At 76.2% G+C, this 21,748-nt stretch carries 23 protein-coding genes; 2 read left to right on the top strand and 21 right to left on the bottom strand.

Annotated elements, in window-relative coordinates:
- Positions 1-18: 18 nt before the first annotated feature.
- Entirely contained in the window at positions 19-2,076 is a 2,058-nt protein-coding gene (locus tag SH587_RS05710; RefSeq protein WP_320669614.1) for a methylmalonyl-CoA mutase family protein, read from the top strand.
- Between the two features lie 71 nt (positions 2,077-2,147).
- Here the strand turns inward: SH587_RS05710 and SH587_RS05715 are convergent, their stop codons facing one another.
- From SH587_RS05715 to SH587_RS05730, 4 genes are all read right to left on the bottom strand, one after another.
- Complete coding sequence (locus SH587_RS05715) at positions 2,148-2,951, bottom strand: BclA C-terminal domain-containing protein (protein WP_320669615.1); 804 nt, start codon at positions 2,949-2,951, stop codon at positions 2,148-2,150.
- 141 nt (positions 2,952-3,092) lie between these two features.
- Positions 3,093-3,836 carry an SDR family oxidoreductase gene (locus tag SH587_RS05720; protein WP_320669616.1) on the bottom strand — a complete coding sequence of 248 codons (744 nt, stop codon included), beginning with the start codon at positions 3,834-3,836 and terminating at the stop codon, positions 3,093-3,095.
- The gene (locus SH587_RS05725; RefSeq protein ID WP_320669617.1) at positions 3,833-4,945 is read right to left on the bottom strand and encodes an alkene reductase; all 1,113 of its coding nucleotides are present in this window, start codon (positions 4,943-4,945) and stop codon (positions 3,833-3,835) included. The genes SH587_RS05720 and SH587_RS05725 overlap by 4 nt, the downstream gene beginning before the upstream one ends.
- 48 nt (positions 4,946-4,993) lie before the next feature.
- Positions 4,994-6,448 carry an RNB domain-containing ribonuclease gene (locus tag SH587_RS05730; protein ID WP_320669618.1) on the bottom strand — a complete coding sequence of 485 codons (1,455 nt, stop codon included), beginning with the start codon at positions 6,446-6,448 and terminating at the stop codon, positions 4,994-4,996.
- A 227-nt stretch (positions 6,449-6,675) separates the two neighbouring features.
- On the opposite strand from SH587_RS05730, the gene SH587_RS05735 reads away from it, so the two are divergent.
- On the top strand, positions 6,676-7,506 hold the full coding sequence (locus SH587_RS05735; RefSeq protein WP_320669619.1) for a sigma-70 family RNA polymerase sigma factor: 831 nt from the start codon (positions 6,676-6,678) through the stop codon (positions 7,504-7,506).
- A 50-nt stretch (positions 7,507-7,556) separates the two neighbouring features.
- Here SH587_RS05735 and SH587_RS05740 read toward each other — a convergent pair whose 3' ends face one another.
- The 17 genes from SH587_RS05740 to SH587_RS05820 form a co-directional block, all read right to left on the bottom strand.
- The gene (locus SH587_RS05740; RefSeq protein WP_320669620.1) at positions 7,557-8,174 is read right to left on the bottom strand and encodes a CHAP domain-containing protein; all 618 of its coding nucleotides are present in this window, start codon (positions 8,172-8,174) and stop codon (positions 7,557-7,559) included.
- A gap of 111 nt (positions 8,175-8,285) precedes the next feature.
- Complete coding sequence (locus SH587_RS05745) at positions 8,286-9,089, bottom strand: flagellin N-terminal helical domain-containing protein (RefSeq protein WP_320669621.1); 804 nt, start codon at positions 9,087-9,089, stop codon at positions 8,286-8,288.
- 100 nt (positions 9,090-9,189) lie between these two features.
- Positions 9,190-9,567 (bottom strand): hypothetical protein, encoded by a 378-nt coding sequence (locus tag SH587_RS05750; RefSeq protein ID WP_320669622.1) that lies wholly within the window; start codon positions 9,565-9,567, stop codon positions 9,190-9,192.
- Positions 9,564-10,934 carry a hypothetical protein gene (locus SH587_RS05755; RefSeq protein WP_320669623.1) on the bottom strand — a complete coding sequence of 457 codons (1,371 nt, stop codon included), beginning with the start codon at positions 10,932-10,934 and terminating at the stop codon, positions 9,564-9,566. Before SH587_RS05755 ends, SH587_RS05750 begins: the two co-directional genes overlap by 4 nt.
- Positions 10,931-12,997, bottom strand: coding sequence for a flagellar biosynthesis protein FlhA (gene flhA, locus SH587_RS05760; RefSeq protein ID WP_320669624.1), 2,067 nt, complete (start codon positions 12,995-12,997; stop codon positions 10,931-10,933). The genes SH587_RS05755 and flhA overlap by 4 nt, the downstream gene beginning before the upstream one ends.
- Positions 12,994-14,061, bottom strand: coding sequence for a flagellar biosynthesis protein FlhB (flhB, locus tag SH587_RS05765; RefSeq protein WP_320669625.1), 1,068 nt, complete (start codon positions 14,059-14,061; stop codon positions 12,994-12,996). The genes flhA and flhB overlap by 4 nt, the downstream gene beginning before the upstream one ends.
- Entirely contained in the window at positions 14,061-14,849 is a 789-nt protein-coding gene (gene fliR / locus SH587_RS05770) for a flagellar biosynthetic protein FliR (RefSeq protein WP_320669626.1), read from the bottom strand. Before fliR ends, flhB begins: the two co-directional genes overlap by 1 nt.
- The gene (gene fliQ / locus SH587_RS05775) at positions 14,846-15,124 is read right to left on the bottom strand and encodes a flagellar biosynthesis protein FliQ (protein ID WP_320669627.1); all 279 of its coding nucleotides are present in this window, start codon (positions 15,122-15,124) and stop codon (positions 14,846-14,848) included. The genes fliR and fliQ overlap by 4 nt, the downstream gene beginning before the upstream one ends.
- Positions 15,125-15,137: 13 nt before the next feature.
- A complete protein-coding gene (gene fliP / locus SH587_RS05780) occupies positions 15,138-15,770 on the bottom strand; it encodes a flagellar type III secretion system pore protein FliP (protein ID WP_320669628.1) in 633 nt (210 codons plus the stop codon).
- Positions 15,767-16,348 carry a FliO/MopB family protein gene (locus tag SH587_RS05785; protein ID WP_320669629.1) on the bottom strand — a complete coding sequence of 194 codons (582 nt, stop codon included), beginning with the start codon at positions 16,346-16,348 and terminating at the stop codon, positions 15,767-15,769. The genes fliP and SH587_RS05785 overlap by 4 nt, the downstream gene beginning before the upstream one ends.
- Positions 16,349-16,436: 88 nt before the next feature.
- Positions 16,437-16,895 (bottom strand): transposase, encoded by a 459-nt coding sequence (locus SH587_RS24615; RefSeq protein ID WP_375341735.1) that lies wholly within the window; start codon positions 16,893-16,895, stop codon positions 16,437-16,439.
- A gap of 4 nt (positions 16,896-16,899) precedes the next feature.
- Complete coding sequence (locus tag SH587_RS05795; protein ID WP_320669630.1) at positions 16,900-18,333, bottom strand: methyl-accepting chemotaxis protein; 1,434 nt, start codon at positions 18,331-18,333, stop codon at positions 16,900-16,902.
- 108 nt (positions 18,334-18,441) lie between these two features.
- The gene (locus SH587_RS05800; protein ID WP_375341736.1) at positions 18,442-18,801 is read right to left on the bottom strand and encodes a response regulator; all 360 of its coding nucleotides are present in this window, start codon (positions 18,799-18,801) and stop codon (positions 18,442-18,444) included.
- Complete coding sequence (locus SH587_RS05805; protein WP_320669631.1) at positions 18,801-19,685, bottom strand: FliM/FliN family flagellar motor switch protein; 885 nt, start codon at positions 19,683-19,685, stop codon at positions 18,801-18,803. Before SH587_RS05805 ends, SH587_RS05800 begins: the two co-directional genes overlap by 1 nt.
- On the bottom strand, positions 19,682-20,647 hold the full coding sequence (locus SH587_RS05810; protein ID WP_320669632.1) for a FliM/FliN family flagellar motor switch protein: 966 nt from the start codon (positions 20,645-20,647) through the stop codon (positions 19,682-19,684). The genes SH587_RS05805 and SH587_RS05810 overlap by 4 nt, the downstream gene beginning before the upstream one ends.
- Complete coding sequence (locus SH587_RS05815; RefSeq protein ID WP_320669633.1) at positions 20,644-21,144, bottom strand: hypothetical protein; 501 nt, start codon at positions 21,142-21,144, stop codon at positions 20,644-20,646. The genes SH587_RS05810 and SH587_RS05815 overlap by 4 nt, the downstream gene beginning before the upstream one ends.
- On the bottom strand, positions 21,141-21,740 hold the full coding sequence (locus tag SH587_RS05820; RefSeq protein ID WP_320669634.1) for a chemotaxis protein CheC: 600 nt from the start codon (positions 21,738-21,740) through the stop codon (positions 21,141-21,143). The genes SH587_RS05815 and SH587_RS05820 overlap by 4 nt, the downstream gene beginning before the upstream one ends.
- Positions 21,741-21,748: the final 8 nt, after the last annotated feature.

The raw sequence follows: 21,748 nt of genomic DNA on the forward strand, positions 1-21,748 counted from the left end.
CACCGTAGAATCAGGCCGATGAGCAGCCCACGCCTGCCGCAGCCCGATCGTCCCTGGCTGATGCGGACCTACGCCGGCCACTCGACGGCGAAGGCGTCGAACGAGCTGTACCGGTCGAACCTGGCCAAGGGCCAGACCGGCCTCTCGGTCGCCTTCGACCTGCCGACGCAGACCGGCTACGACCCCGACGACGAGCTCGCCCGCGGCGAGGTCGGCAAGGTCGGCGTGCCGGTCAGCCACATCGGCGACATGCGGACCCTGATGGACGGGATCCCGCTGAAGACGATGAACACCTCGATGACGATCAACGCGGTCGCCTCGTGGATGCTCTCGATGTACATCGTCGCGGCCGAGGAGCAGAACCCCGACGACGATCCGGCCGCGATCCAGCGGGCGCTCCAGGGCACCACCCAGAACGACATCATCAAGGAGTTCCTGGCGCGCGGGACCTACGCGTTCCCGCCCGGGCCCTCGATGCGGCTGATCGCGGACATGATCGCCTACACGGTCGAGCACGTCCCGAAGTGGAACCCGATCAACATCTGCAGCTACCACCTGCAGGAGGCGGGCGCGACGCCGGTCCAGGAGATCGCCTACGCGATGTCGAACGCGATCGCCGTGCTCGACGCCGCCAAGGAGAAGGTCGACCCGTCGGTGATGCCGAAGGTCTTCCAGCGGATCAGCTTCTTCGTCAACGCCGGCGTCCGCTTCATCGAGGAACACGCGAAGCTGCGCGCGATGGGCGTCCTCTGGGAGGAGATCGGCCGCGAGCGCTACGGCGTCACCGACGAGAAGGCGCTGCGGTTCCGCTACGGCGTCCAGGTCAACTCGCTCGGCCTGACCGAGGCCCAGCCGGAGAACAACGTCCAGCGGATCGTGCTCGAGGCGCTGGCCGTGACCCTCGGCCGCAACGCCCGCGCCCGCGCGCTGCAGCTGCCGGCCTGGAACGAGGCGCTCGGCCTGCCCCGTGCCTGGGACCAGCAGTGGGCGCTGCGGATCCAGCAGATCCTGGCCTTCGAGACCGACATGCTCGAGTACCCCGACATCTTCGAGGGCTCGGTCGTGATGGACGGCCTGGTCGCCGAGCTGCTCGACGGCGCCCGCAAGGAGATGGCCGTCGTCGCCGAGCACGGCGGGGCGGTCCAGGCGGTCGACTACATGAAGTCGTCGCTGGTCGAGAGCCACCGCGAGCGGATCGCCCGGATCGAGGCCGGCGAGCAGGTCGTGGTCGGGATCAACAAGTACACCGAGACCGAGCCCTCGCCGCTGACCGCGGCCGGCGACGGCGGGATCATGACCGTCGACCACGCCGTCGAGCAGCAGGCGATCGACGCGATCCGCCAGTGGCGCTCGGAGCGCGACCAGGCCCAGGTCGACGCGGCCCTGGCCGAGGTCGCCCGGGTCGCCGCCAGCGACAGCGAGAACATCATGCCGGCCTCGATCGAGGCCGCCCGTGCCGGCGTCACCACCGGCGAGTGGGCCCGAACCCTGCGCGAGGTCTTCGGCGAGTTCCGCGCCCCGACCGGCGTCGGCGAGGCGGCGGCCAGCGGCGACACGTCGGAGGCGATCGCCGAAGTCCGCGACGAGGTCGAGCGGGTCAGCGAGGCGCTCGGCCGCCGGATCAAGATCCTGGTCGGCAAGCCGGGCCTCGACGGCCACTCCAATGGCGCCGAGCAGATCGCCGTCCGCGCCCGCGACGTCGGCATGGACGTGGTCTACGAGGGCATCCGCCTGACCCCGTCGCAGATCGCCCAGAGCGCGCTCCAGGAGGGCGTCCACGTGATCGGCCTCTCGATCCTCTCGGGCAGCCACCGCGAGCTGATCCCGGCCGTGATCGAGACCCTCCGCGAGCGCGGCGTCGAGGTCCCGGTCGTGGTCGGCGGGATCATCCCCGAGGCCGACGTGCGGCCGCTGGAGGAGGCGGGCGTGGCCGGCGTCTACACCCCGAAGGACTTCGACATCTCGGTGATCATGCGCGACATCGTGCGGCTGGTGGCCGAGGCGAACGGCGTCTCCGAGGCCGCCGGCCTGCCGCCCCACACCGGCGGCGCGGTCGAGGCCGGGCAGCACGCCTGAGTCCCGCCCCGCGCGTGACGTTCCGGTCGCTGGGCGTCCGGAACGTCACCGGGGGCGGGAGGTCGGCCGGCTCAGTCCAGCCGCTGGACGACCAGGCGGGTCCCGAAGCTGCGCAGGGTGGCGGTGCCGAGCAGGCCGTAGAGGTCGAGACGGAGGACGCTGTTGGCGGACAGCGAGACGATCGCATCGCCGTCGAAGACGTCGGTCGCCGCCGTCGGGCTGGAGACCAGCGGGGCGAGCGGGGAGCCGTTGGCCGTGACCCGCGTCGACAGCAGCAGCGGGACGGTGGTGCGGACCACGTAGGTGATCCGGTACGTGCCCGCCTCGGCGACGGTGAACGCGGTGTCGGCCTGGTCGGCGACGACCCCCTCCAGGCGCTGGTGGTTGGGCAGCGGCACCGGCGTCCCGCCGAGGACGACGGCGATCACCGTGGCCATCGTGTTCGAGGCCGAGAGCCAGCCGCGCGGCGCCACGCCGGCGGGGCCCTGCGGACCGGCCGGACCCTGCGGACCGGCGTCGCCGGCGTCGCCCTGCGGCCCCGCCGGACCGACGGGGCCGGCGGGGCCGGCGGGCCCGGCCGGCCCGTCGCCGCCGCGCGGACCGGCCGGCCCGGTCGCGCCCTTCGCGCCGTCGGCACCCTTCGGGCCGTCGGCGCCGGCGGGACCACGCTCGCCGGCAGGCAGCTCGCCGGGCGCGAAGTCGACCGCCTTCAGCGAGCGGTCGGCGACCTTGCTCGAGGTCACCGCACCGGCCTTGATCTTGTTGCCGGTCACCGACCGGCTCTTCAGCTGGGCGTTGCCGACGCTGTCGCGGGGCAGCGAGATCGCCGCGTAGCTGGTTCCGCCGAGGGCGACGAAGAGCGCCAGGCCGGACATCACGTTGGCCGGCGTCAGGGCACGGGCGAGCCGCGATCGACGATCGGGTCGGGGGGAAGGACTCTCAGGGGTAGGCACCCGGCGATCCTGTCGGCGCGCGTCGTGCGTAGCGCGCACACAGGACGAACGTCCGGGCCGGTCTCAGATCTCCTGCCCGCTGGGCCGGATCAGGACCTCGCTGATCGCCACCCGCGGCGGCCGCGAGACGACGTAGACGATTGCGTCGGCGACGTCGGCCGACTCCAGCGCGCCGACCTCCTGGTACCAGGCCGCCATCCCCTCGCGGGCGCGGTCGTCGCCGATCCGGTCGACCAGCTCGGTGTCGACGGCGCCGGGCTCGATCGCCGTCACCCGCACCCGCGACCGCAGCAGCTCCTTGCGCAGCGCGTCGGAGAAGCCGGTCAGGCCCCACTTGGTGGCGTTGTAGACCGCCGAGCCGCGGGCGGTCGTCCGGCCCGCCACCGAGGAGACGTTGACGACGTCGCCCCCGCCGTCGGTCAGCTGGCCGAGGAACGCGTCGGTGACCTCGAAGACCGCCTGCAGGTTGAGGTCGACCATCCGCCGCCACTCGTCGCTGCGGCCGCGCTTGAAGGGTGCCGTCAGCATCACCCCGGCGTTGTTGACCAGCAGGTCGACCCGCCCGAGCGGGGCCACCGCCGTCACCGCCGCGTCGATCGCCGCCCGCTCGGTGACGTCGCAGGGCACGGCCAGCGCCCGCCCGCCCGCGGCCTCGATCTCGCCCGCGATCGCGGCGATCCGCTCCGCGCGGCGGGCCAGCAGCGCGACCGCCGCCCCCGCCGCCGCCAGCTGGCGGGCGGTGTGCTCGCCGATCCCGCTCGACGCCCCGGTCACCACGGCCACCCGGCCGCGCAGCGCGCCGCTCATGCCGCCCGCTCCTCGTCGGCCCGCTCCTGCGCCAGCGTCGGGTAGTCGACGTAGCCCTCCGGTCCGTCGCTGTAGAAGAGCTTCGAATCGGCGCGGGTGATCGGCGCGTCGGCCGCCCAGCGGTCGAGCAGGTCGGGGTTGCCGATCCAGGCCCGGCCGACCGCGACCGCGTCGGCCCGCCCGTCGGCCACGATCGCGATCGCCTCGTCGCGCTCGGTCCGGACCGCGAAGCCGCTGTTGAGGACGAACGGCGCCCCGTAGCGCTCGCGCAGGTCGCGCAGCAGCTCGTCCTGGTCGAGCGCGCTCAGCACGTGGACGTAGGCCAGCCCGAGCGGCGCCAGCGCGTCGGCCAGCGCCCGGTGCGCGTCGCCGCCGTCGCGCTCGACCGTCTCGTGGGCGCCGTGGAGGGGCGAGATCCGCAGCGCGGTCCGCTCGGCACCGATCGCCGCCGCGACCGCGCTCACCACCTCGACCGTCAGCCGCGCGCGGTTCTGCGGGCTGCCGCCGTACTCGTCGTCGCGGTGGTTGATGCCGTCGGCCAGGAACTGCTCCAGCAGGTAGCCGTTGGCGCCGTGGACCTCGACCCCGTCGAAGCCGGCCTCGATCGCCCGCCGGGCCGCGTCGACGTAGCCGGCGACGATCCCCGGCAGCTCCTCCCGCGCCAGCGCCCGCGGGGTCGGGATCTCCGCCTTCGCCTGGCTGTCGGTGAAGATCGTCAGCCGCTCGAAGGGCGTCGCCGAGGCGCTGACCGGCTGCTCGCCCGCCGTCTCCGGGTGCGAGACGCGGCCGCCGTGCCAGAGCTGGGCGACGATCCGGCCGCCGGCCGCGTGGACCGCGTCGGTCACCGCCCGCCAGCCGTCGCGGTGGGCGTCGCTGGCCAGGCCCGGCGTCCGCGGATAGGGCTTGCCCTGCTGGACGACCCAGGTCGCCTCCGAGACGATCAGCCCGGCCGAGGCGCGCTGGGCGTAGTAGCGCACCATCAGCGCGTTCGGGGTCCCATCGGCGTCGGCGCGGTTGCGCGTCAGCGGGGCCATGAAGAGCCGGTTGGGGGCCTCGATCGCCCCCACGGTCAGCGGTTGCAGCAGGGCGGCGAAACGATCGTCGGTCACCGGCGCACGATCGCACACCGCCGTCGCCGTCCCGCTGCCCGGCGCCGATCAGCCCGGGCCGGCGGCGGCGAAGCGGACGACCCGCCGCTCGGGGTCGGCCTCGGCCACCGTCACCCGCAGCTCGCGGCCCAGCTCGAGCCCGTCGCCGGTCGCGCGGCCCTGGACGGCCGGGTCGCGCAGCTGGACGAGGGCGCCGCGGTCGTCGACGTCGACCACGACCCCCGTGAACGCCTCGCCGACCCGGTCGGCCAGCAGCAGCGCCTCGACCAGGTCGATCGCCCCCCGCTCCAGCGCCCCGGCCCGGCGGCCGCTGGCGGCCATCGCCTCGGCCGCCGGCGTCAGCCCCGCGCGGACCCACGGCGGCACCGGCCGGCCCGCCGCCTGGGCCAGCAGCGCCTCGTTGGCGACCCGGTCGGCCAGCCGCCGGATCGGCGCCGTCACGTGCGCGTAGGGGGCCGCGATCGCCGCGTGGCCGGGAACCGCCGGCGGGCTGCCGTCGAAGGCGGTGTAGCCGGCGCCGCGCAGCGTCCGCGCGCACTGGGTCAGCAGCGCCCCGCCGACCGCCGTCGCGGGGTCGAGCCCGCGCACGAACTCGGGGTAGGAGCGGCCGGCCGGCCAGTCGACGCCGAGCGCCGCCGCGCTCCGCCGCAGCCGCTCCAGCGCCCGCGGCTCGGGGTCGGGCAGCGTCCGCAGCAGGCCGACGCCGCCGTCGAGCATGATCCGCGCCGCCTCGATCCCGCACAGCAGCGAGATCTGCGCGTTCCAGTCCTCGACCGCCAGCGGCGCCGCGTAGCGCAGCGCGTAGCCGCCGTCGCGCGGCACGACCTCCTGCTGCGGGTGGGTCAGGCTGATCCCGCCGCGGGCCCGCTCCTGCGCCAGCCGCAGCTCGCCGACCTGGCGCAGCGCCGAGAGCGCCAGCGGCGGATCGCCGCCGTCGATCAGCGCCTGCGCCTGCTCGTAGGAGAGCTGCCGGCGCGAGCGGACGACCGCCCGCTCGACGGTGGTCGCGACCGCCGCGCCCTCGGGATCGAGGTCGACCGTCCAGAGCACGGCCGGGCGGACGCCGTCGGGCAGCAGGCTGGCCGCGCCGGTCCCGATCGGGTCGGGGTGCAGCGGCGAGCGGCCGTCGGGCGCGTAGTGGGTGACGCCGCGGCGGTGGACCTCGGCGTCGAGCGGCCCGGCCGGCGGGACGAACAGCGCCAGGTCGGCGATCGCGTAGGCGACGCGGAAGCCGCCGCCCTCGCGCGCGGTCACGGCCAGCGCCTGGTCGAGGTCGGTCGAGCCCTCGGGGTCGACGGTCACCAGCTCGACGTCGGTGCGATCGACGCGCGGGCCGGGGACGCCCTCCGGCAGCGCCTCGGGCGGGGTCGCGGCGGCCCGCTCGGCGGTGGCCAGCGCGTCGGCCGGGAACCCGTCGGGCACCTCCAGCTCGGCGCGCAGGCGGTCGAGGCCCGCCCGCACGCGCGCGTCGTCGGCGGTCAGGAGCGGCGGTCGCAGGCGCACCCCGCGGACGCTACCGCGGGCACCCATCGCGTGCGGACGGCGTCCGCGCCCGGTCGGCGAAAGATCCCCGGCATGGCCTCCAACGTGCGGCTAGGAATCCGCTCGCCGATCGGCTCCGATGAACGTCCAGGAAGGCCCTGTTCGACCCTGGACGATCCCTAGTGTTCCGCCCGACCCCATCGCCGCCCCGCGCCCCCGCGGCGGCCGGCCGGAACGAAGGATCGCCGATGCGAGGACCAACGCCCCACAGCACGCCCCGGGCCACCCGCCGCGCCAGCTCCGCCGACCTGCTGACCCAGTGGCGCGCCTACCGCACCACCGGCGACCGCCGGATCCGCGATCGGTTGGTGACGAGGCTGACGCCGCTGGTCCGCCACATCGTCAACCGCAAGGTCCGCCAACTTCCCGCCTACTGCGAGATCGACGACCTGGCCGCCGCCGGGCTCGAGGCGCTGGTCGTCTCGATCGAGCGCTTCGATCCAGACCGCGGCGCGACCCTCGAGCAGTACGTCTGGACCCGGATCCACGGCGCGGTGCTCGACGAGCTGCGACGTCGCGACTGGGCCCCGCGCTCGCTGCGGCGCTGGGAGCGCTCCTACGAGCAGGCCGCGCGCGAGCTGCGCGGGTCGCTGGAGCGCGAGCCGACCGACCACGAGCTGGCCGGCCACCTGGGCGCCCCGGTGGCCGAGGTCCGCGAGCGCCGCGCGCAGCTGGCGATCGCCGAGGTCGAGTCGCTGTCGGCGACGGTGGTCGCCGCCGACGACCGCCCGATCGCCCGGATCGACACGGTCCGCTCGGAGGATCGGACCGCCGATCCCGACGCGGTCGCCTCCCGCAACGAGGCCCGCGAGCTGCTGCTGGACGCGGTCGGGACGCTGCCCGAGCGCGAGCGCCACGTGGCGATGCTGCTCTACGTCGAGGGGCTGCGGCTGCGCGAGATCGGCGAGCTGATCGGCGTCTCCGAGTCGCGGGTCTGCCAGATCGCCTCGACGATGCGCAAGCGGCTGCGGACCGCCCTCGGCGAGCACGCCGAGCTGCTGGTCGCGGCCACCGAGTAGCGCCCGCTCCCCCGCGCCGCCCGCGCCGCCGGGCCGGCGGCGCGGCGCCCTCAGCCGAGCCGGACGTAGCCGATCGCCGCCCCCGGCGGGTGGACGCGGGTGGCGACGCGGTCGCTGCTGTTGCCCTCGACGGTCGCGATCGAGCCGTCGGGCTGGACGCCGGTGACGATCCCGGTGTGCTGGTTCAGGATCACGACGTCGCCGGGCCGCGGCACGACGCCGGGACCGTTGGCGATCGCCCGCCCGCTGCGCTGGGCCCAGCCCCACAGCTGGTCGACCGAGCCGAAGCCCTCGCCGCGGTCGCCGAGCGGCGTGCCCGCCCGCGCGGCCGCCCAGGAGACGAAGTAGGCGCACCAGGGGCCGGGCGGCGGATCGCCGGCGACGGCGGCCCGGTAGCCGGCGATCTGGGGCCCGTCGTTCGAGCCCGGCGGCTGCTCGGCGACGCCGACCTGGGTCAGCGCGTCGGCCACGATCGGCGGCGGGCCGCCGGCCGCGGCGGAGGCCTGCTGGAGCGCGGCGGCGAAGGGACCGCCGGCGCCCGCGGTCGTGGTCGTGGTCGTGGTCGGGGCGGCGGCGGTGACCGGCGACGCGGCGGGCGCGGTCGGCGGCAGCGGCCGCAGCAGGGCGTGGAGCTCGCCGACGCGGGCGAGGGCGGTGACCAGGCTCACCTCCCGGTGATCGACGGCAAGCGGCCGCGCTTGAGCGCCCCGGACGACGAAACGCCCCGGCGGTGGGGAGCCGGGGCGTCGCGTCTCGGGGGGAGGTGCTTCGGGGGGGGACTAGCGCAGCAGCGAGAGCACGCCCTGCGAGGCCTGGTTGGCCTGCGCCAGGATCGCGGTGCCCGCCTGCGACAGGATCTGGGTCTTGGTGAAGGTGACCATCTCCTCGGCCATGTCCACGTCGCGGATCCGGCTCTCCGACGCGGTCAGGTTCTCCTGGTAGACCGACAGGTGGTTGAGGGTGTGGTCGAGCCGGTTCTGGACCGCGCCGAAGTCGGCCCGGGCCTGCGAGACGTTGGTGATCGCGGTGTCGATCTGGGCCATCGTCACGCCGGCCAGCGACGTGATCCCGGCGACCGCGCCGAGCTCGGTGGCCAGGTCGATCGCGTCGACCGTCGTGGTCTCCGTGTCGTTGGCGCCGACCTGGAAGGTGATCGTGTTGGTGTTGTCCAGCAGCTTGGTGCCGTTGAACTCCGCCCGCGTGCCGATCGCCGTCAGCTCGGTGGTGAGCTGTGCGACCTCGGTGTCGATCGCCGTCTTGTTGTCGGCGTTGAGGGTGCCGTTGTTGTACTGGACGGCCAGGGTCCGGATGCGCTGGAGCATCGAGTGGACCTCGGTCAGCTGGCCCTCCGCCGTCTGGACCAGCGAGATGCCGTCCTGGGCGTTGCGCCGGGCCTGGTCGAGGCCGCCGATCTGGCCGCGCAGCTTCTCGCTGATCGCCAGGCCGGCCGCGTCGTCGGCGGCGCGGTTGATCCGCAGGCCGGACGACAGCCGCTCCATCGACTTGGCCATCTTGGCCGAGGTCGCCGAGAGGTTGCGGTGGGCGTTGAACGCCTCAACGTTGGTGTTGATCCGCAGGGACATGCTCGATCTCCTTGATCGACGGTGGTGGATGTTCCCCGGGCGACGTCCGTGTCGCCCGCTCCGGTGATCGGCGGCGCCGCGGCGGACTTGAGGCCGCCGCTCAGCCCTCGTCCGGCGCCTGCTCCAGCCGCTCGCGGCGGAGCGCGTCGACCTCGGCCCGGACCACCGCCCGGCCGACCTGGACCGCCGCGGCCCAGCAGACCAGCCAGCCGATCGCGGCCGCCGCCAGCGCCCGCACGCCGACCTCGAACGGCGGCGCCCCGGCCCGTGCCGAGACCAGCGCCACGAGCAGGAAGGCGGCCAGCGCGCCCCAGGCCGTCGCCCGCCGGACCCGCGCCGCGACCCGCGGGTGGTCGGCGACGCAGACGGTCCGTCCGTCGGGCCGCTCCCCCACCCGCCGCGGGCGCCGCGGGCCGCCGCCGACGACCGGGCCGGACGGGCGCCGGTGGGACGCGTCGGGCGTGGCGCGGGCGCTCACGGCAGCAGCAGGCGCGCCAGCCGCGCCGGGTCGGCGAGGGCGATGCCCGCGGGTCGCGAGAGGTAGCCGAAGGGCAGGTCGTGCTCGATCGCCAGCCCGATCGCAGCGCCGGGCCGGCCGTCGGGAGCGACCTCGGTCAGCAGCAGCGCGTCGGGCACCAGCACCTCGAGCGCGTCGACCACCCGCGCGCCGACGGCCGACTCGGCCCGCGCCGGCAGCGCCAGGTGGACCTCGTCGACCTCGGCCTGCTCGAGCGCGATCCGGAGGCCGTCGAGGGCGTCGGGGTCGTCGAGCGCCGGGCCGGTCGCGTCGACCAGGCAGATCGCCGGCCGCTGGGCGGCGACGGCGGTGGCGACCGCGGTGCCGTCGCGGGCGACGACCAGCGGGGTCGCGCCGGCCAGCGCGGTCGCCAGGCCGACGCCGCCGTCGGCCGGCCGCAGCGCGACGGCCAGCGCGTCGGGGCCGGCGGCGCCGTGGGCGCGGGCCAGCTGGGCGACGGCGGTGCCCCCGCCGCTATCGGCGCTGCCGACGACGGCGACGGTGACGACGTCGCGGCGGGGCGCCATCCGCGCCAGCCGCGCGGCCAGCAGCGCCCGCACCGGACGGTCGAGGCGGCCGCCGGGATCGAGCGGCCGCCCCTGGACCTGGGCCTCGGCGACGACGTCGCGGGCCAGCGGGGCGGGCAGCCCGCGGGCGACCAGGGCGTACTCGACGACGTCGGCGTCGACCGTCGGCCGGGCGGTGGCGCGCTCGGGCGCGGGCCGGCGGACCGGGGCGCGGCGGGCGACGGCCGGGCGCCGCGGCTGGTCGAGCGGGGCGGCGTCGGCGGGCGGGGCCGCTTCCGCCGCGACCGCGACCGCCGTCGCCTCCTCCCCCGCCGTCGCCTCCTCCCCCGCCGTCGCCGCCTCCCCCGCCGTCGCCGCCTCCCCCGCCGTTGCCGCGACCGCGTCGCGGGTCTCCGGCGGCGCCAGCGGGCGGGCCCCGCGGGCCGCGGCCAGGTGGGCCAGGAAGGCCAGGCCGTCCTCGGCCGCCAGCCCCCGCGAGCCGCCCGCCTCCGCGGCGGCGGCCGCCACCGGCGGCTCGTCGTAGACGTCGACGGTGGTCCCGGGCGGCGCCGCCTCGACCTCGACGAACCGCTGCTGGAAGAAGCCGCCGACGCCGCCGGCCAGCCCCTCGCGGCGGCGGAGGACGACGGCGTCGTCGCCCAGCTCGCGGCGGATCCGCGGCAGCAGCTCCTCCAGCGACCGCCCGCGGTAGCGGCGGGCGCCGGGGGCCAGCGGCGGGCCGGCGGGTGCGGGCGCGGGCTCGGCCGCCGCCGACGGTGACGGCAGCGGCGACAGGGAGGGCAGGGACAGGCGCTCGGTCACGGGTCGATCACTCCGACGGTCTCGACGTGGATGCCCGGTCCGATCTCGTTGTACGAGCAGACCGGGAGCTGCGGAAGGGCCTGCGCGACCAGCCGCCGCAGGTGGCGGCGGACGCGGGTCGAGCAGAGCAGGACGGGGTGGACGCCGCGGTTGGCGGCCTGGTCGCTCTCGGCCCGCAGCGCCCCGACCAGGGCCTGGGCGCGGGCGGGATCCATCGCCAGGTACTCGCCGTCCGGGGTCTGGACGATCGCGCCGGCGACCTCCTGCTCGACCGTCGGGTCGAGCGCCAGCGCCGGCAGCCGCCGCTCCAGGTCCAGGTGCGGGGCGGTGATCTGGCGGGCGAGGGCCTGGCGGGCGTGCTCGGCCAGCACCTCGGGGTCGCGGGTGACGCGGGCGCGGTCGCCGATCGCCTCGAGGATCGCCCCGAGGTCGCGGATCGAGACGCCCTCGGCCAGCAGCTGCTGGAGCACGCGCTGGATCTCGCCGAGGGTCAGGGCCTCGCCCACCACCTCGTCGACGACGGCGGCGTTGGTCTCCTTCAGGCCGTCGAGCAGCTCGCGGACGTCCTGACGGGTCAGCAGCTCGCCGGCGTGGGCCCGTAGCTGCTCGGTCAGGTGGGTGACGACGACCGACTCGCCGTCGACCACCGTGTAGCCGAGCGCCTCGGCCTCGCCGCGGGCGTCCTCGACGATCCAGGTCGCCGGCAGGCCGAAGGCCGGCTCGGTGGTCGGCACGCCGCCCAGCTCGCCGACCGCGTCGCCCGGATCCATCGCCAGGTGGTGGCCGCCCAGCAGCCGCCCGCGCGCGACCTCGGCCCCGCGCACGCGGATCACGTACTCGTGCGCCTCCAGGCCCGGCTCGTCGTGGACCCGGACCGGCGGGATCACCAGCCCCAGCTCGCCCGCCAGCTGCCGCCGCACGTGCGAGATCCGCGACAGCAGCGAGCCCTGGGCGCGGCGGTCGACCATCGCCACCAGCCCGTAGCCGATCGCCAGCTCGAGCGGGTCGGGCGGCGCGGTCCGGACGCCGGCCTCGGGCGCCGGCAGCGCGGCCGCCGCGGCCTGCTCGTCGGCGGCGGCGCCGGCCCGCTGCTCCTCCTGGGCCCGCCGGCGCAGCACCAGGCCGACGGCCAGCAGCCCGCCGCCGACCAGCAGGAACGGCAGCTTCGGCATCCCCGGCACCAGCGCCAGCACCAGGATCAGCGCCCCGGCCACCAGCGGCGCCTTGCGCTGGCGGAGGATCTGGTGGGCGATGTCGCTGCCGAGGTCGCCGTCCGAGGCCGCGCGGGTGACGATGATGCCGGTCGCGACCGAGATCAGCAGCGCCGGCACCTGGGCGGCCAGGCCGTCGCCGATCGTCAGCAGCGAGAAGCGGTGGGCGGCGTCGCCGAACGACATCCCCATCGAGAGGACGCCGATCGCGAGCCCGCCCAGCAGGTTGATCAGCGTGATCAGGACGGCGGCGATCGCGTCGCCCTTGACGAACTTCGAGGCCCCGTCCATCGCGCCGTAGAAGTCGGCCTCGCGGGCGATGTCGGCCCGCCGCTCGCGCGCCTGGTCCTCGCTGATCTGGCCCGAGTTGAGGTCGGCGTCGATCGCCATCTGCTTGCCCGGCATCGCGTCGAGCGTGAAGCGGGCGGCGACCTCGGCCACGCGGCCGGCGCCGTTGGTGACGACCACGAACTGGATCACGACCAGGATCAGGAAGACGACCAGCCCGACCACCAGGTTGCCGCCGACGACGAAGTCGCCGAAGGCGTGGACCACCTGGCCGGCGTCGCCCCCGGAGAGGATCAGCCGCGTCACCGAGACGTTGATCGCCAGCCGGAAGATCGTGGCCAGCAGCAGCAGGCTGGGGAAGATCGAGAGGTCGAGCGCCCGCCCCAGGTACATCGTCGCGACCACGACCGCGATCGCCAGCGCGATGTCGACCGTGATCGCCAGGTCGAGCAGGATCGGCGGCAGCGGCACGATCAGCATCGCCACCACGACCACGATCCCGACTGCGGCCAGCAGGTCGCTGTGGCGCAGCAGCCGCTCCAGCGATCCCCGATCGCGGCTCACGCGACCCGCCTCCGGCCGACCCGGTAGACGAACGCCAGCACCTCGGCGACCGCCTGGTACAGCTGCTCGGGAATCGCCTGGCCGACCTCGACCTGGCGGTGCAGGGCTCGGGCCAGCGGCGGCTCCTCGACGACCGCGACCCCGTGCTCGCGGGCCCGCTCGCGGATCCGCAGGGCGACCAGGTCGAGGCCCTTGGCGACGACGGTCGGCGCCGACGACCCGGCCACGTAGCGGAGCGCGACGGCGACGTGGGTCGGGTTGGCGATCACCACGTCGGCGGTCGCGACGTCGGCCATCATCCGCCGCCGGGCGGCGTCGGTCTGGCGCTGGCGGAGGGCCATCCGGACCTCCGGCGGCAGGTCCTGCTGGCGCTGCTCCATCCGCACCTCCTGGCGCGTCATCCGGATCTGCTTCTCGTGCCGGCGCCGCTGCCAGACCAGGTCGAGCGCCCCGATCACCAGGTAGGCGGCCGCGGCCCGCAGGGCGATGTCGAGCGCGCCGTCGCCGATCGCCGCCGCCAGCACCTGCGGGCCGACGCCGGTCAGCTCGGCGATCTCGTCGATCCGCGGCACCAGCACCAGCGCCGTCACCACCCCGATCACGAGCATCTTGGCGAACGCCTTCAGCGTCTCGACCAGCGCGTTCTTGCCGAACAGGTTCTTGGCGCCCTGGAGCGGATCGAGCTTGCGGAAGTCCGGCTTCAGCGCCTTCGGCGTCAGCTTCACGTTGACCTGGGCGAGGTTGATCACCACCGCCGCGACCGCCACCGCGGCGGCGACCGGCGCCACCACCCGCACCAGCACCGCGCCGGCGGCCGTGGCCAGGCCCGGCAGCGCCTCGGGCGCGGTCGCGCCGTCGGCGTGGCCGATCAGCGCGAACGAGGCCCGCATCGCGTCCTGGAGCGCCCCGAAGGCGCCCGGCCCGGCGACCGACAGCGCCAGCAGCCCGGCCAGCAGCACCACCGCCCCGGTCAGGTCGGTCGAGCGTGCCACCTGGCCCTTGCCGCGGGTCTCCTCGCGCTTGCGCGGGGTGGCCTTCTCGGTCCGCTCCTCGCCGCTGGCCATCAGCTCGCCACCCGCAGGGTCTGGAGCGCGGCGGCGACGCTCTCGGTCAGGCGGTCGCCGAACCAGCCGGCGGCGAACGGCAGCGTCGCGATCGTCAGCAGCAGCCCGACGACGACCTTGGCCGGGAAGCCGACCGCGAAGACGTTCATCTGCGGGACGACCCGCGAGACCATCCCGAAGGCGGCGTCGGTCAGGACCAGCGCCAGCAGCACCGGGGCGCCGACCTCGAGCGCCGCGACCAGGATCTGGGAGAAGGCGCGGAAGCTGCCGGCGACCATCGTCCGCAGGTCGGGGAAGACGTCGAGCGGCACCAGGTCGTAGGTCCGCGCCAGCCCCTGGACGATGTACTGGTCGCCCCCGATCGCGACCAGGATCGCCACCCCGAGCAGCGTGTAGAGCTGGCTGACGACCGCCCCCTGGGTCCCGGTCAGGGGGTCGACGAGGGCCCCGAACGCGAACCCGATCTGGAGGTCGATCAGCGTCCCCGCCGCCTGCAGCCCGGCCAGCAGCGCGGCCAGCGCGAGCGCGAACGCCAGCCCCACCAGCAGCTCCTTGACCAGCAGCTCGGTGAAGGGCAGCGGCGCCGTCGGCACGCGGCCGCCGGCGAGCGCGACCGGGGCGATCCCGACCGCCAGCCCGACCGCCACGATCCCCCGCACCCGCCGCGGGATCATGCTCGACGAGAACAGCGGCGCCAGCAGGAACAGCGGGCTGATCCGCGCGATCACCAGCAGGATCGCCGCCGGCTGCAGCCCGGTCAGCGCCTCGACCGCCTGCTGCGCGGTCACTCGCCGGCCCCCACGATGATCGGGATCGAGCCGTACAGCTCGGTCGCCCAGCCGACCAGCTGGTCGAGCATCCAAGGGCCGGCGATCAGCAGCACCACCCCGGCCACGATCAGCTTCGGGATGAACTGCAGGCTCTGCTCCTGGATCTGGGTGACGGCCTGGAAGATCGAGATCAGGACCCCGACCACCAACCCGGCTCCGAGCAGCGGCGCCCCGAGCTTGAAGGCCAGCTCCATCGCGTCGGTGGTGATCGAGACCGCCGTGTCCTGGTTCACGTCGCGGCTCCGCTCAGGCGAACGACTGGACCAGCGAGCGGGTGATCAGCGCCCACCCGTCGACCAGCACGAAGAGCAGGATCTTGAAGGGCAGCGAGATGAAGACCGGCGGCAGCATGATCATGCCGAGGCTCATCAGGGTCGCCGAGACGACCAGATCGATGACCAGGAACGGCAGGAAGATCAGGAAGCCGATCTGGAACGCCGTCTTCAGCTCGCTGATCACGAAGGCGGGGATCAGGACCCGGGTCGGGATGTCGGCGCGGGTCCGCGGGCGGCGGACCTTGCCCAGCCGCACGAACAGCCGCAGGTCGCTGGTGCGCGTCTGGCGGAACATGAACTCGCGCAGCGGCCCCTGCCCGCGGTCGATCGCCTCGACGGTCGAGATCTTGCCCGCGATCGCCGGCGCGACGGCGTCCTTGCGGACCTCGTCGAAGGTCGGGCCCATCACGAACAGGGTCAGGAAGAGCGCGATCCCGACCAGCACCTGGTTCGGCGGCGTCGACTGGGTGCCGAGCCCGGCCCGCACGAACCCGAGCACGATCAGGATCCGGGTGAAGCTGGTGACGCAGAAGAGCAGCGCCGGGACCAGCGACAGCGATCCGACGAGCAGCAGCAGCTGGACCGCGTTGCCGCTGTCGGTCATCGCCGCACCGTCCGTGCGCGCAGGCGGTCGAGCAGCTCGTCGAGCGGCGCGCGGCGGCGGACCGCTGGCGGCGGCCCCGCTCCGTCGTCGTCCTCGTCCTCGGGCAGCAGGCCGCGGCGGCGGGCCTCGTCGGCGTCGTAGCGGGCGACGGTCGTCGCGCCACCCGAGCCGGTGGCCAGCAGCAGGTACTCGTCGCCGGCCCGCACCAGGTGCAGCGCGCCGCCGGGGGCCAGCGGCAGCGAGGCGACCGACGTCAGCCCCTGGCCGAGCGGCTGCTCGCGTGAGCGCTTGACCTGGCGCAGGATCCACGAGATCCCGTAGATCACCGCCACCACGACCAGCAGGCCGACGATCGTGCGCGCCAGCCCACCGCCGGAGCCGACGTGGCCGGTGGCCGCGTCGGCGCCGTCGCCGAGGTCGATCGGGGTCCGCTCGCCGCGGTCGTCGGCGGCCCGCGCCAGCGCCGCCGTCAGCAGCGGGGCGCTGGCCGCGGCCAGCGTGGCGCGGCCGAGCGCGCGGCGCGCCCGCGGCGGGCGGCGGGCACGGCGGTGCGGCGGGTGGCGGGGACGGCGGGGCATCGGGATCGCGGGCGCGGCGGCGGCGCCGACGTCCGCGTTGATCGGCCCGCCGAACGGGAACTTGAGGCCGTTTCGCAATGGCCGGCGATCAGGCGCGGGAGGGCGACGACCAGCGGTCGGCGGCGGCCGCCCGCGGCCCCGGTGACGACGGCAGCCGCAGCGCCCGCTCGCGGGCCGGCGGCGCGCTCGCGACGACCGCCGCGGCCGGCGGTGCGGACGCCGCGGCGACCGGACGCGCCCGCTCCCAGTCGATCGCGCCGGCGGGATCGATCCGCGGCCGCAGCCGCGCCTCGACCGCCGGCCAGGCGCCGCAGGCGACCCACTCCCGCAGCCGCCGCCAGCAGGTGACGCCCGACCCGCAGCCCAGCTCCTGCGGCAGGTCGCCCCAGCCGCTGCCGGTCGCGAGGACGTGCAGGACCCCCTCCAGCACTGCCCGGTCGTCGTGGCGGCGCCGGCGGCCGGGGTGGTGCCGACGGCGAGCCGGCGCCGGCAGCAGCGCGGCGACCTCGGCCCAGGTCCGGTCGTCGATCGGGATCGCCGGCGGCACGGCCTCAGCGGGCGGCGAGGGTGAAGCGGTCGACCAGCTGCTCCAGCTCGGTCGCCGTCGAGGCCAGCTCCTGGGCCGAGGCGGCGATCTCCTGGGTCGAGGCGCTGGTCTGCTCGGTCGAGGCCGCGACCTGCTCGGCCGACGCCGAGGATGCCTCGGCGACGGCGCCGATCTCCCCCACCTGGTCGCCGGCGTCGCTGGTGCGGGCGGCGAACTCGACCGCCGAGGCGGCGATCCGGTCGATCCCGTCGGTCATCTCGCGGACCGCGTCGCCGATCCGCAGGAAGGCCGCGCGGGCCTCGGCGACGGTCTCGACGCCCTCGCCGGTGCGGCTGGCGCCGGCCTCGACGACGGCCACGACGCCCTGGGTGTCGGCCTGGATCTGGGCCACCAGCCGGGCGATGTCCTCGGCCGCCTCCTGGCTGCCCTCGGCGAGCTTGCGGACCTCGTCGGCGACGACCGCGAAGCCGCGGCCCTGCTCGCCGGCGCGGGCGGCCTCGATCGCGGCGTTCAGCGCCAGCAGGTTGGTCTGGCCGGCGATCCCGGTGATCGTCTCGACGATCGAGCCGATCTCCTCCGACTTCGCCGAGAGGCCGGCGATCGCGTCGGTGATCCGGGCGCTCGACGCGGCGACCTCCTCGATCGCGGCGGTCGCCCGCTCGGCCGATCCGACGCCCTCCTCGGCGACCCCGCGGGCGCGGCCGGCGGCGTCGCCGGCCTCGCGCGCCTCCTCCGCCATCGCGGCGGCGCTCTCGGCGGCGGCGCTGACCGTGCCGCGGAAGCCGTCGACCATCTGCGACTGGCGCTCGGCGCCCTGGGCGACGTCGCCGACGGCACCGGCGATCTCCGCCACCGCGCGGCCGGCCTCCTCCGAGGTCGCCGCCATCTGCTGCGAGGCGGACGAGACCGAGCCGGCGCTGCTGGAGACCCGGCCGATCATCGCCGCCAGCTCCTCGCGGGCCTGGCCGTAGGCGGCGATCCCGGCCTGGGCGCTGGCCAGCATCTCGTTGAAGGTCGCGGCGACCCGGCCCAGCTCGTCGTCGCCGTGGACCGGGACCGGGGTCGTGACGGCCGTGGTCTCCTGGGTGAGGTCGGCGCGGGCCAGCGCCTCGAGCCCGTTGCGGAGCCCGATCATGCAGTGGTCGGCGAGGCTCCGCATCCGCACCGCCAGCTCGGCGATCGGCCGGGTGACGCTGCGCGTGACCCAGACCGCGGCCGCGACGGCGACCGCGGCGGCGACCAGCGCCAGCACGACCAGCAGCCCGATCGTGCCGCCGGCGCTGTCGGCCGCGGCGTCGGCGCCGGCCGTCCGCAGCTCGTCGCGGGCCCGGGCCAGCTCGATCACGGCGATCCCCGCCACCACCGCCAGCGCCACCACCACGAGGGCGAAGGCGCCACCGAGGCGGACGGCGAGGGGCAGGTTGCGGACGCGGGTCATGCGGGCCTCCGAGGGGGCGGATCCGGGCCGACGGCCCGGGCGGTCGCTCCTACGATCGGCCGCGGGGCGGGCGAGTTGAGCGACGGGCCCGCACGTCCGCGGCCGGCCTCAGGCGAGCGCCTTCTCGACCGCCCCCAGCACCTGCTCGGGGCTGAAGGGCTTGATCACGAAGTCGCGGGCCCCGATCCGGACCGACTCCAGCACCCGCGCCTCCTGGCCGAGCGCCGAGCACATCACCACCCGCGCGCCGGGGTCGATGGCGATGATCTCGCGGAGGGCGTCGAGCCCGTCCTTCTCCGGCATCGTGATGTCGAGCGTCACCAGCTCGGGCCGCAGTTCCTGGTAGGCGGCGACGGCGGCACTGCCGTCGGCCGCCTCGCCGGCCACCTCGTGGCCGCCGCTGGTCAGGACGTCGCCGATCATCTTGCGCATGAAGGCGGCGTCGTCGACGACGAGCACTCGCGCCATCAGGTCTCCGTTCCTCGGGGGTCGTTGATGCCGTGCACGCTCTCGATCCGGATCGCCCACTCGCTGCCGTCGACGACCACCAGCCGGCCGCGGCCGATCCGGGCGCCGCCGGCGTAGAGGTCGACCGGGTCCTCGGCCAGCCGGTCGAGCGGGATCACGCCGCCGTCGGGGACGGCGACCATCCGCCCGGCGGGCATCCGCGTCCGGCCCAGCTCGACCCAGACGTCGACCGCGACGTCGAGCAGCGCGGCCGGGCCGACGCCGTGGCGCTGCTCCACGCCGGGCGCGGCGTCGGCCGCCGGCAGCTCGGCGCCGCGCTCATCGAGCGCGCGGGTCATCCGGACGACGAAGGCGCTCGGCACCAGCTGCACCAGCCGCGCCGGCTCGCCGAGCACCGAGACCGGGACCGCCGTCGCGTGCGGGGCCAGCTCGTAGAGGCCGTCGGCGTCGAGCGCCGCAGCCAGGTCGCGGGTCCGCGGCGGCGAGATCTCGACCGCCGTCGCCAGCACCGCCGCGGTCGCCGCGGCGGCGGCGGCCATCATCTGGTTCATCGCCTCGCCGACCGCCGACCGCTCGAGCTCGTCGAGCGGGCGGTCGGGGACCGCGGCCGCGGCCGCCGCGGGGCCGCCGATCATCGCCTGGGCCAGCCGCCAGGCGCCGGCCGGGGTCATCACGAAGACGTTGCCGCCGGTGACCCCGTCGACGTACTGGACGTCGGTCGCGACCGCCGGGAAGGCGGCCCCGGTCAGCGGGTGGGCGTCGGGCTCCAGCACCGTCGGCCCGCCGACCACGACGTCGTCGGGGGCGAACGCGCGGAGGGCGTTGGCCGCGGCCTCGGCGGTGGTCGCCGCCAGCTCGCGGAGGACGGTCGCGGTGGCGCTCACCGCGGGCCCTCCCAGCGGCCGTCGACCTGGACCGCGCGGCGGGCGGCCAGCCGCCCCGGATCGGCCCGGAAGACCGGGGTGTCGTCGGCGTAGACGAGCACCCCGTCGGCGACCGGCGCGTCGAGCCGCAGCAGGTCGCCGGGCCGCAGCGCCCCGACCCGGCCGAGGTCGAGCCGGATCCGGGCGACCTCGGCCCGGACCTCGACGTCGACCGCCCGCACCGCCGCGTCGGCGTCGCGGGCGTCGTCGGGGTCGTGGCCGGCCCCGTGGTCGCCGCCGGCGAGCGCATCGGCGACGCCGGCGACGGCCAGGTACGGCACCAGCAGCACCAGCGTGCTGGAGCGACGCGCCATCCGGGCCTCGATCGTCAGCGCCAGCGTCGGCTCGCTGACCGGCGCCAGGTGCGAGGTCTCGGTCGTCGGCTCGACCTCGGCCAGCGCCAGGTCGAGCCCGCAGAGGTCCTCCCAGACCGGCGCCAGCTGGGCCACGGCCAGCTCGAACACCAGCCGGCAGAGCGCCCAGTCGATCTCGCCCAGCCGCCGGCCGCCGGCCGCGGCCCGGTCGCCGCCGCCGAGCAGCCGCTCGACCGCGGCCAGCACGAACGGCCGCTCGGCCGCCAGCAGCGCCCGTCGCCCGCCGGTCACCAGCGTGCCGCCGATCGCGTCGCGCGGGAGCGCCCCGTGGGCGCCCGACCAGCCGACCTGGTCGACGTCGATCACCTCCAGCTCGACCGGGGTCCGCAGCTCGGCCGAGAGCCGCGTGGCCCCCGAGCGGCAGAACGCGTCCAGCGCCCGCTGGAGCCGCCGCACCTGGTCGCTGCCGAAGGTCGTCGGGCGGCTGAAGTCGACCCGCCGCGCGCGCCGGCCGCGGCGCCCCGCGGGGCCGTCGTCGCCGACCAGCGCGCCGCTGCGGGCGGCCGCGACCAGGGCGCTGATCGCCTCCTGGGAGAGCACCTCGCTCACGCCCGCGCTCCCGCCGCCGCCCACAGCACCCGCTCCGGCTCGCCCGCGCCGCGGACCGTCACCGGACCGCCGGCCCGGACCCGCAGCGTGCGCCCGCGCCTGCCGCCGACGTCCTCCGCCCGCAGCGGGATCGCCGCCGCGGCCAGCGCGGTCCGGATCGCCGCCACGTTGCGGCCACCGACGTCGAGCCGCGCGCCGCCCGGCCGCAGCGCGAACATCGACGCGCCGCCGACGATCACCGCCTGCAGCGCCCGTCGCCGGCCGCCGGCCTCGGCGACCGCCGCCGCCAGCGCCGGCACCGCCGAGTCGGCGAACTTGCTGGCCGCGCCGGCGTGGCCGGCCGCCGCCGGCAGCACCACGTGGGCGAGCCCGGCGACGGCCCGCCCGGCGTCGAGCAGCACGAGCCCGACGCAGCTGCCGAGCCCGATGCTGCAGAGCACCTCGCCGGGATCGCGGGCCGTCCGCGCCTCGCCCATCCGCACCATCGTCTCCGTCACGCCCCGAGCCCGATCCGGGCCAGCAGCCGGGCGACGTCGGCGCTGCCGCAGAGCAGCACGAAGGCCAGCTCGCACTGCTCGCCGGCGACGGTCAGCTGCGAGTCGAGCACGATCGCCGCGTCGTAGTCGGCCGGGCCGGTGGCGAGCGCCGAGGCGACCAGCGCCGCGCGCATGTCGACCAGGGTCGTCGGCGGGGCCGGCTCGACGTCGCCGCCGGCCAGCGCGGCGATCGCCCGCAGGTAGGTGCTGCCGAGCACGTTGCCGACCTCGCCGATCGCCGAGTCGGCCAGCGCGCGGTCGTCGGCCGGCACCCCGAGCAGGCCGGCGATCCGGTCGGCGTCGGCGGGACCGAAGAGCAGCAGCACGGCGGCGTCGAGCGCCCCGCGGACCGGCAGCACGACCGCGGTCACCTGCTCCTCCCCCGGCCCGAGCGCGTCGACCGCGTCGGCCAGGGCCAGCGCGCGGACCTCGGGGATCGAGATGTCGACCGGCCGGCCGAGCATCGCGGCGAGCGCGGTCGCGGCCTGGCCGGAGCCGATGTTGGCCAGCTCGCCGAGGGCGTCGAGCTGCAGCGCGGTGTAGGTCGGCGGGTGCATCGGGCTCC

The sequence above is a fragment of the Patulibacter defluvii genome, assembly GCF_034096925.1.
In the GTDB taxonomy this organism is placed as follows: Bacteria; Actinomycetota; Thermoleophilia; order Solirubrobacterales; family Solirubrobacteraceae; genus Patulibacter; species Patulibacter defluvii.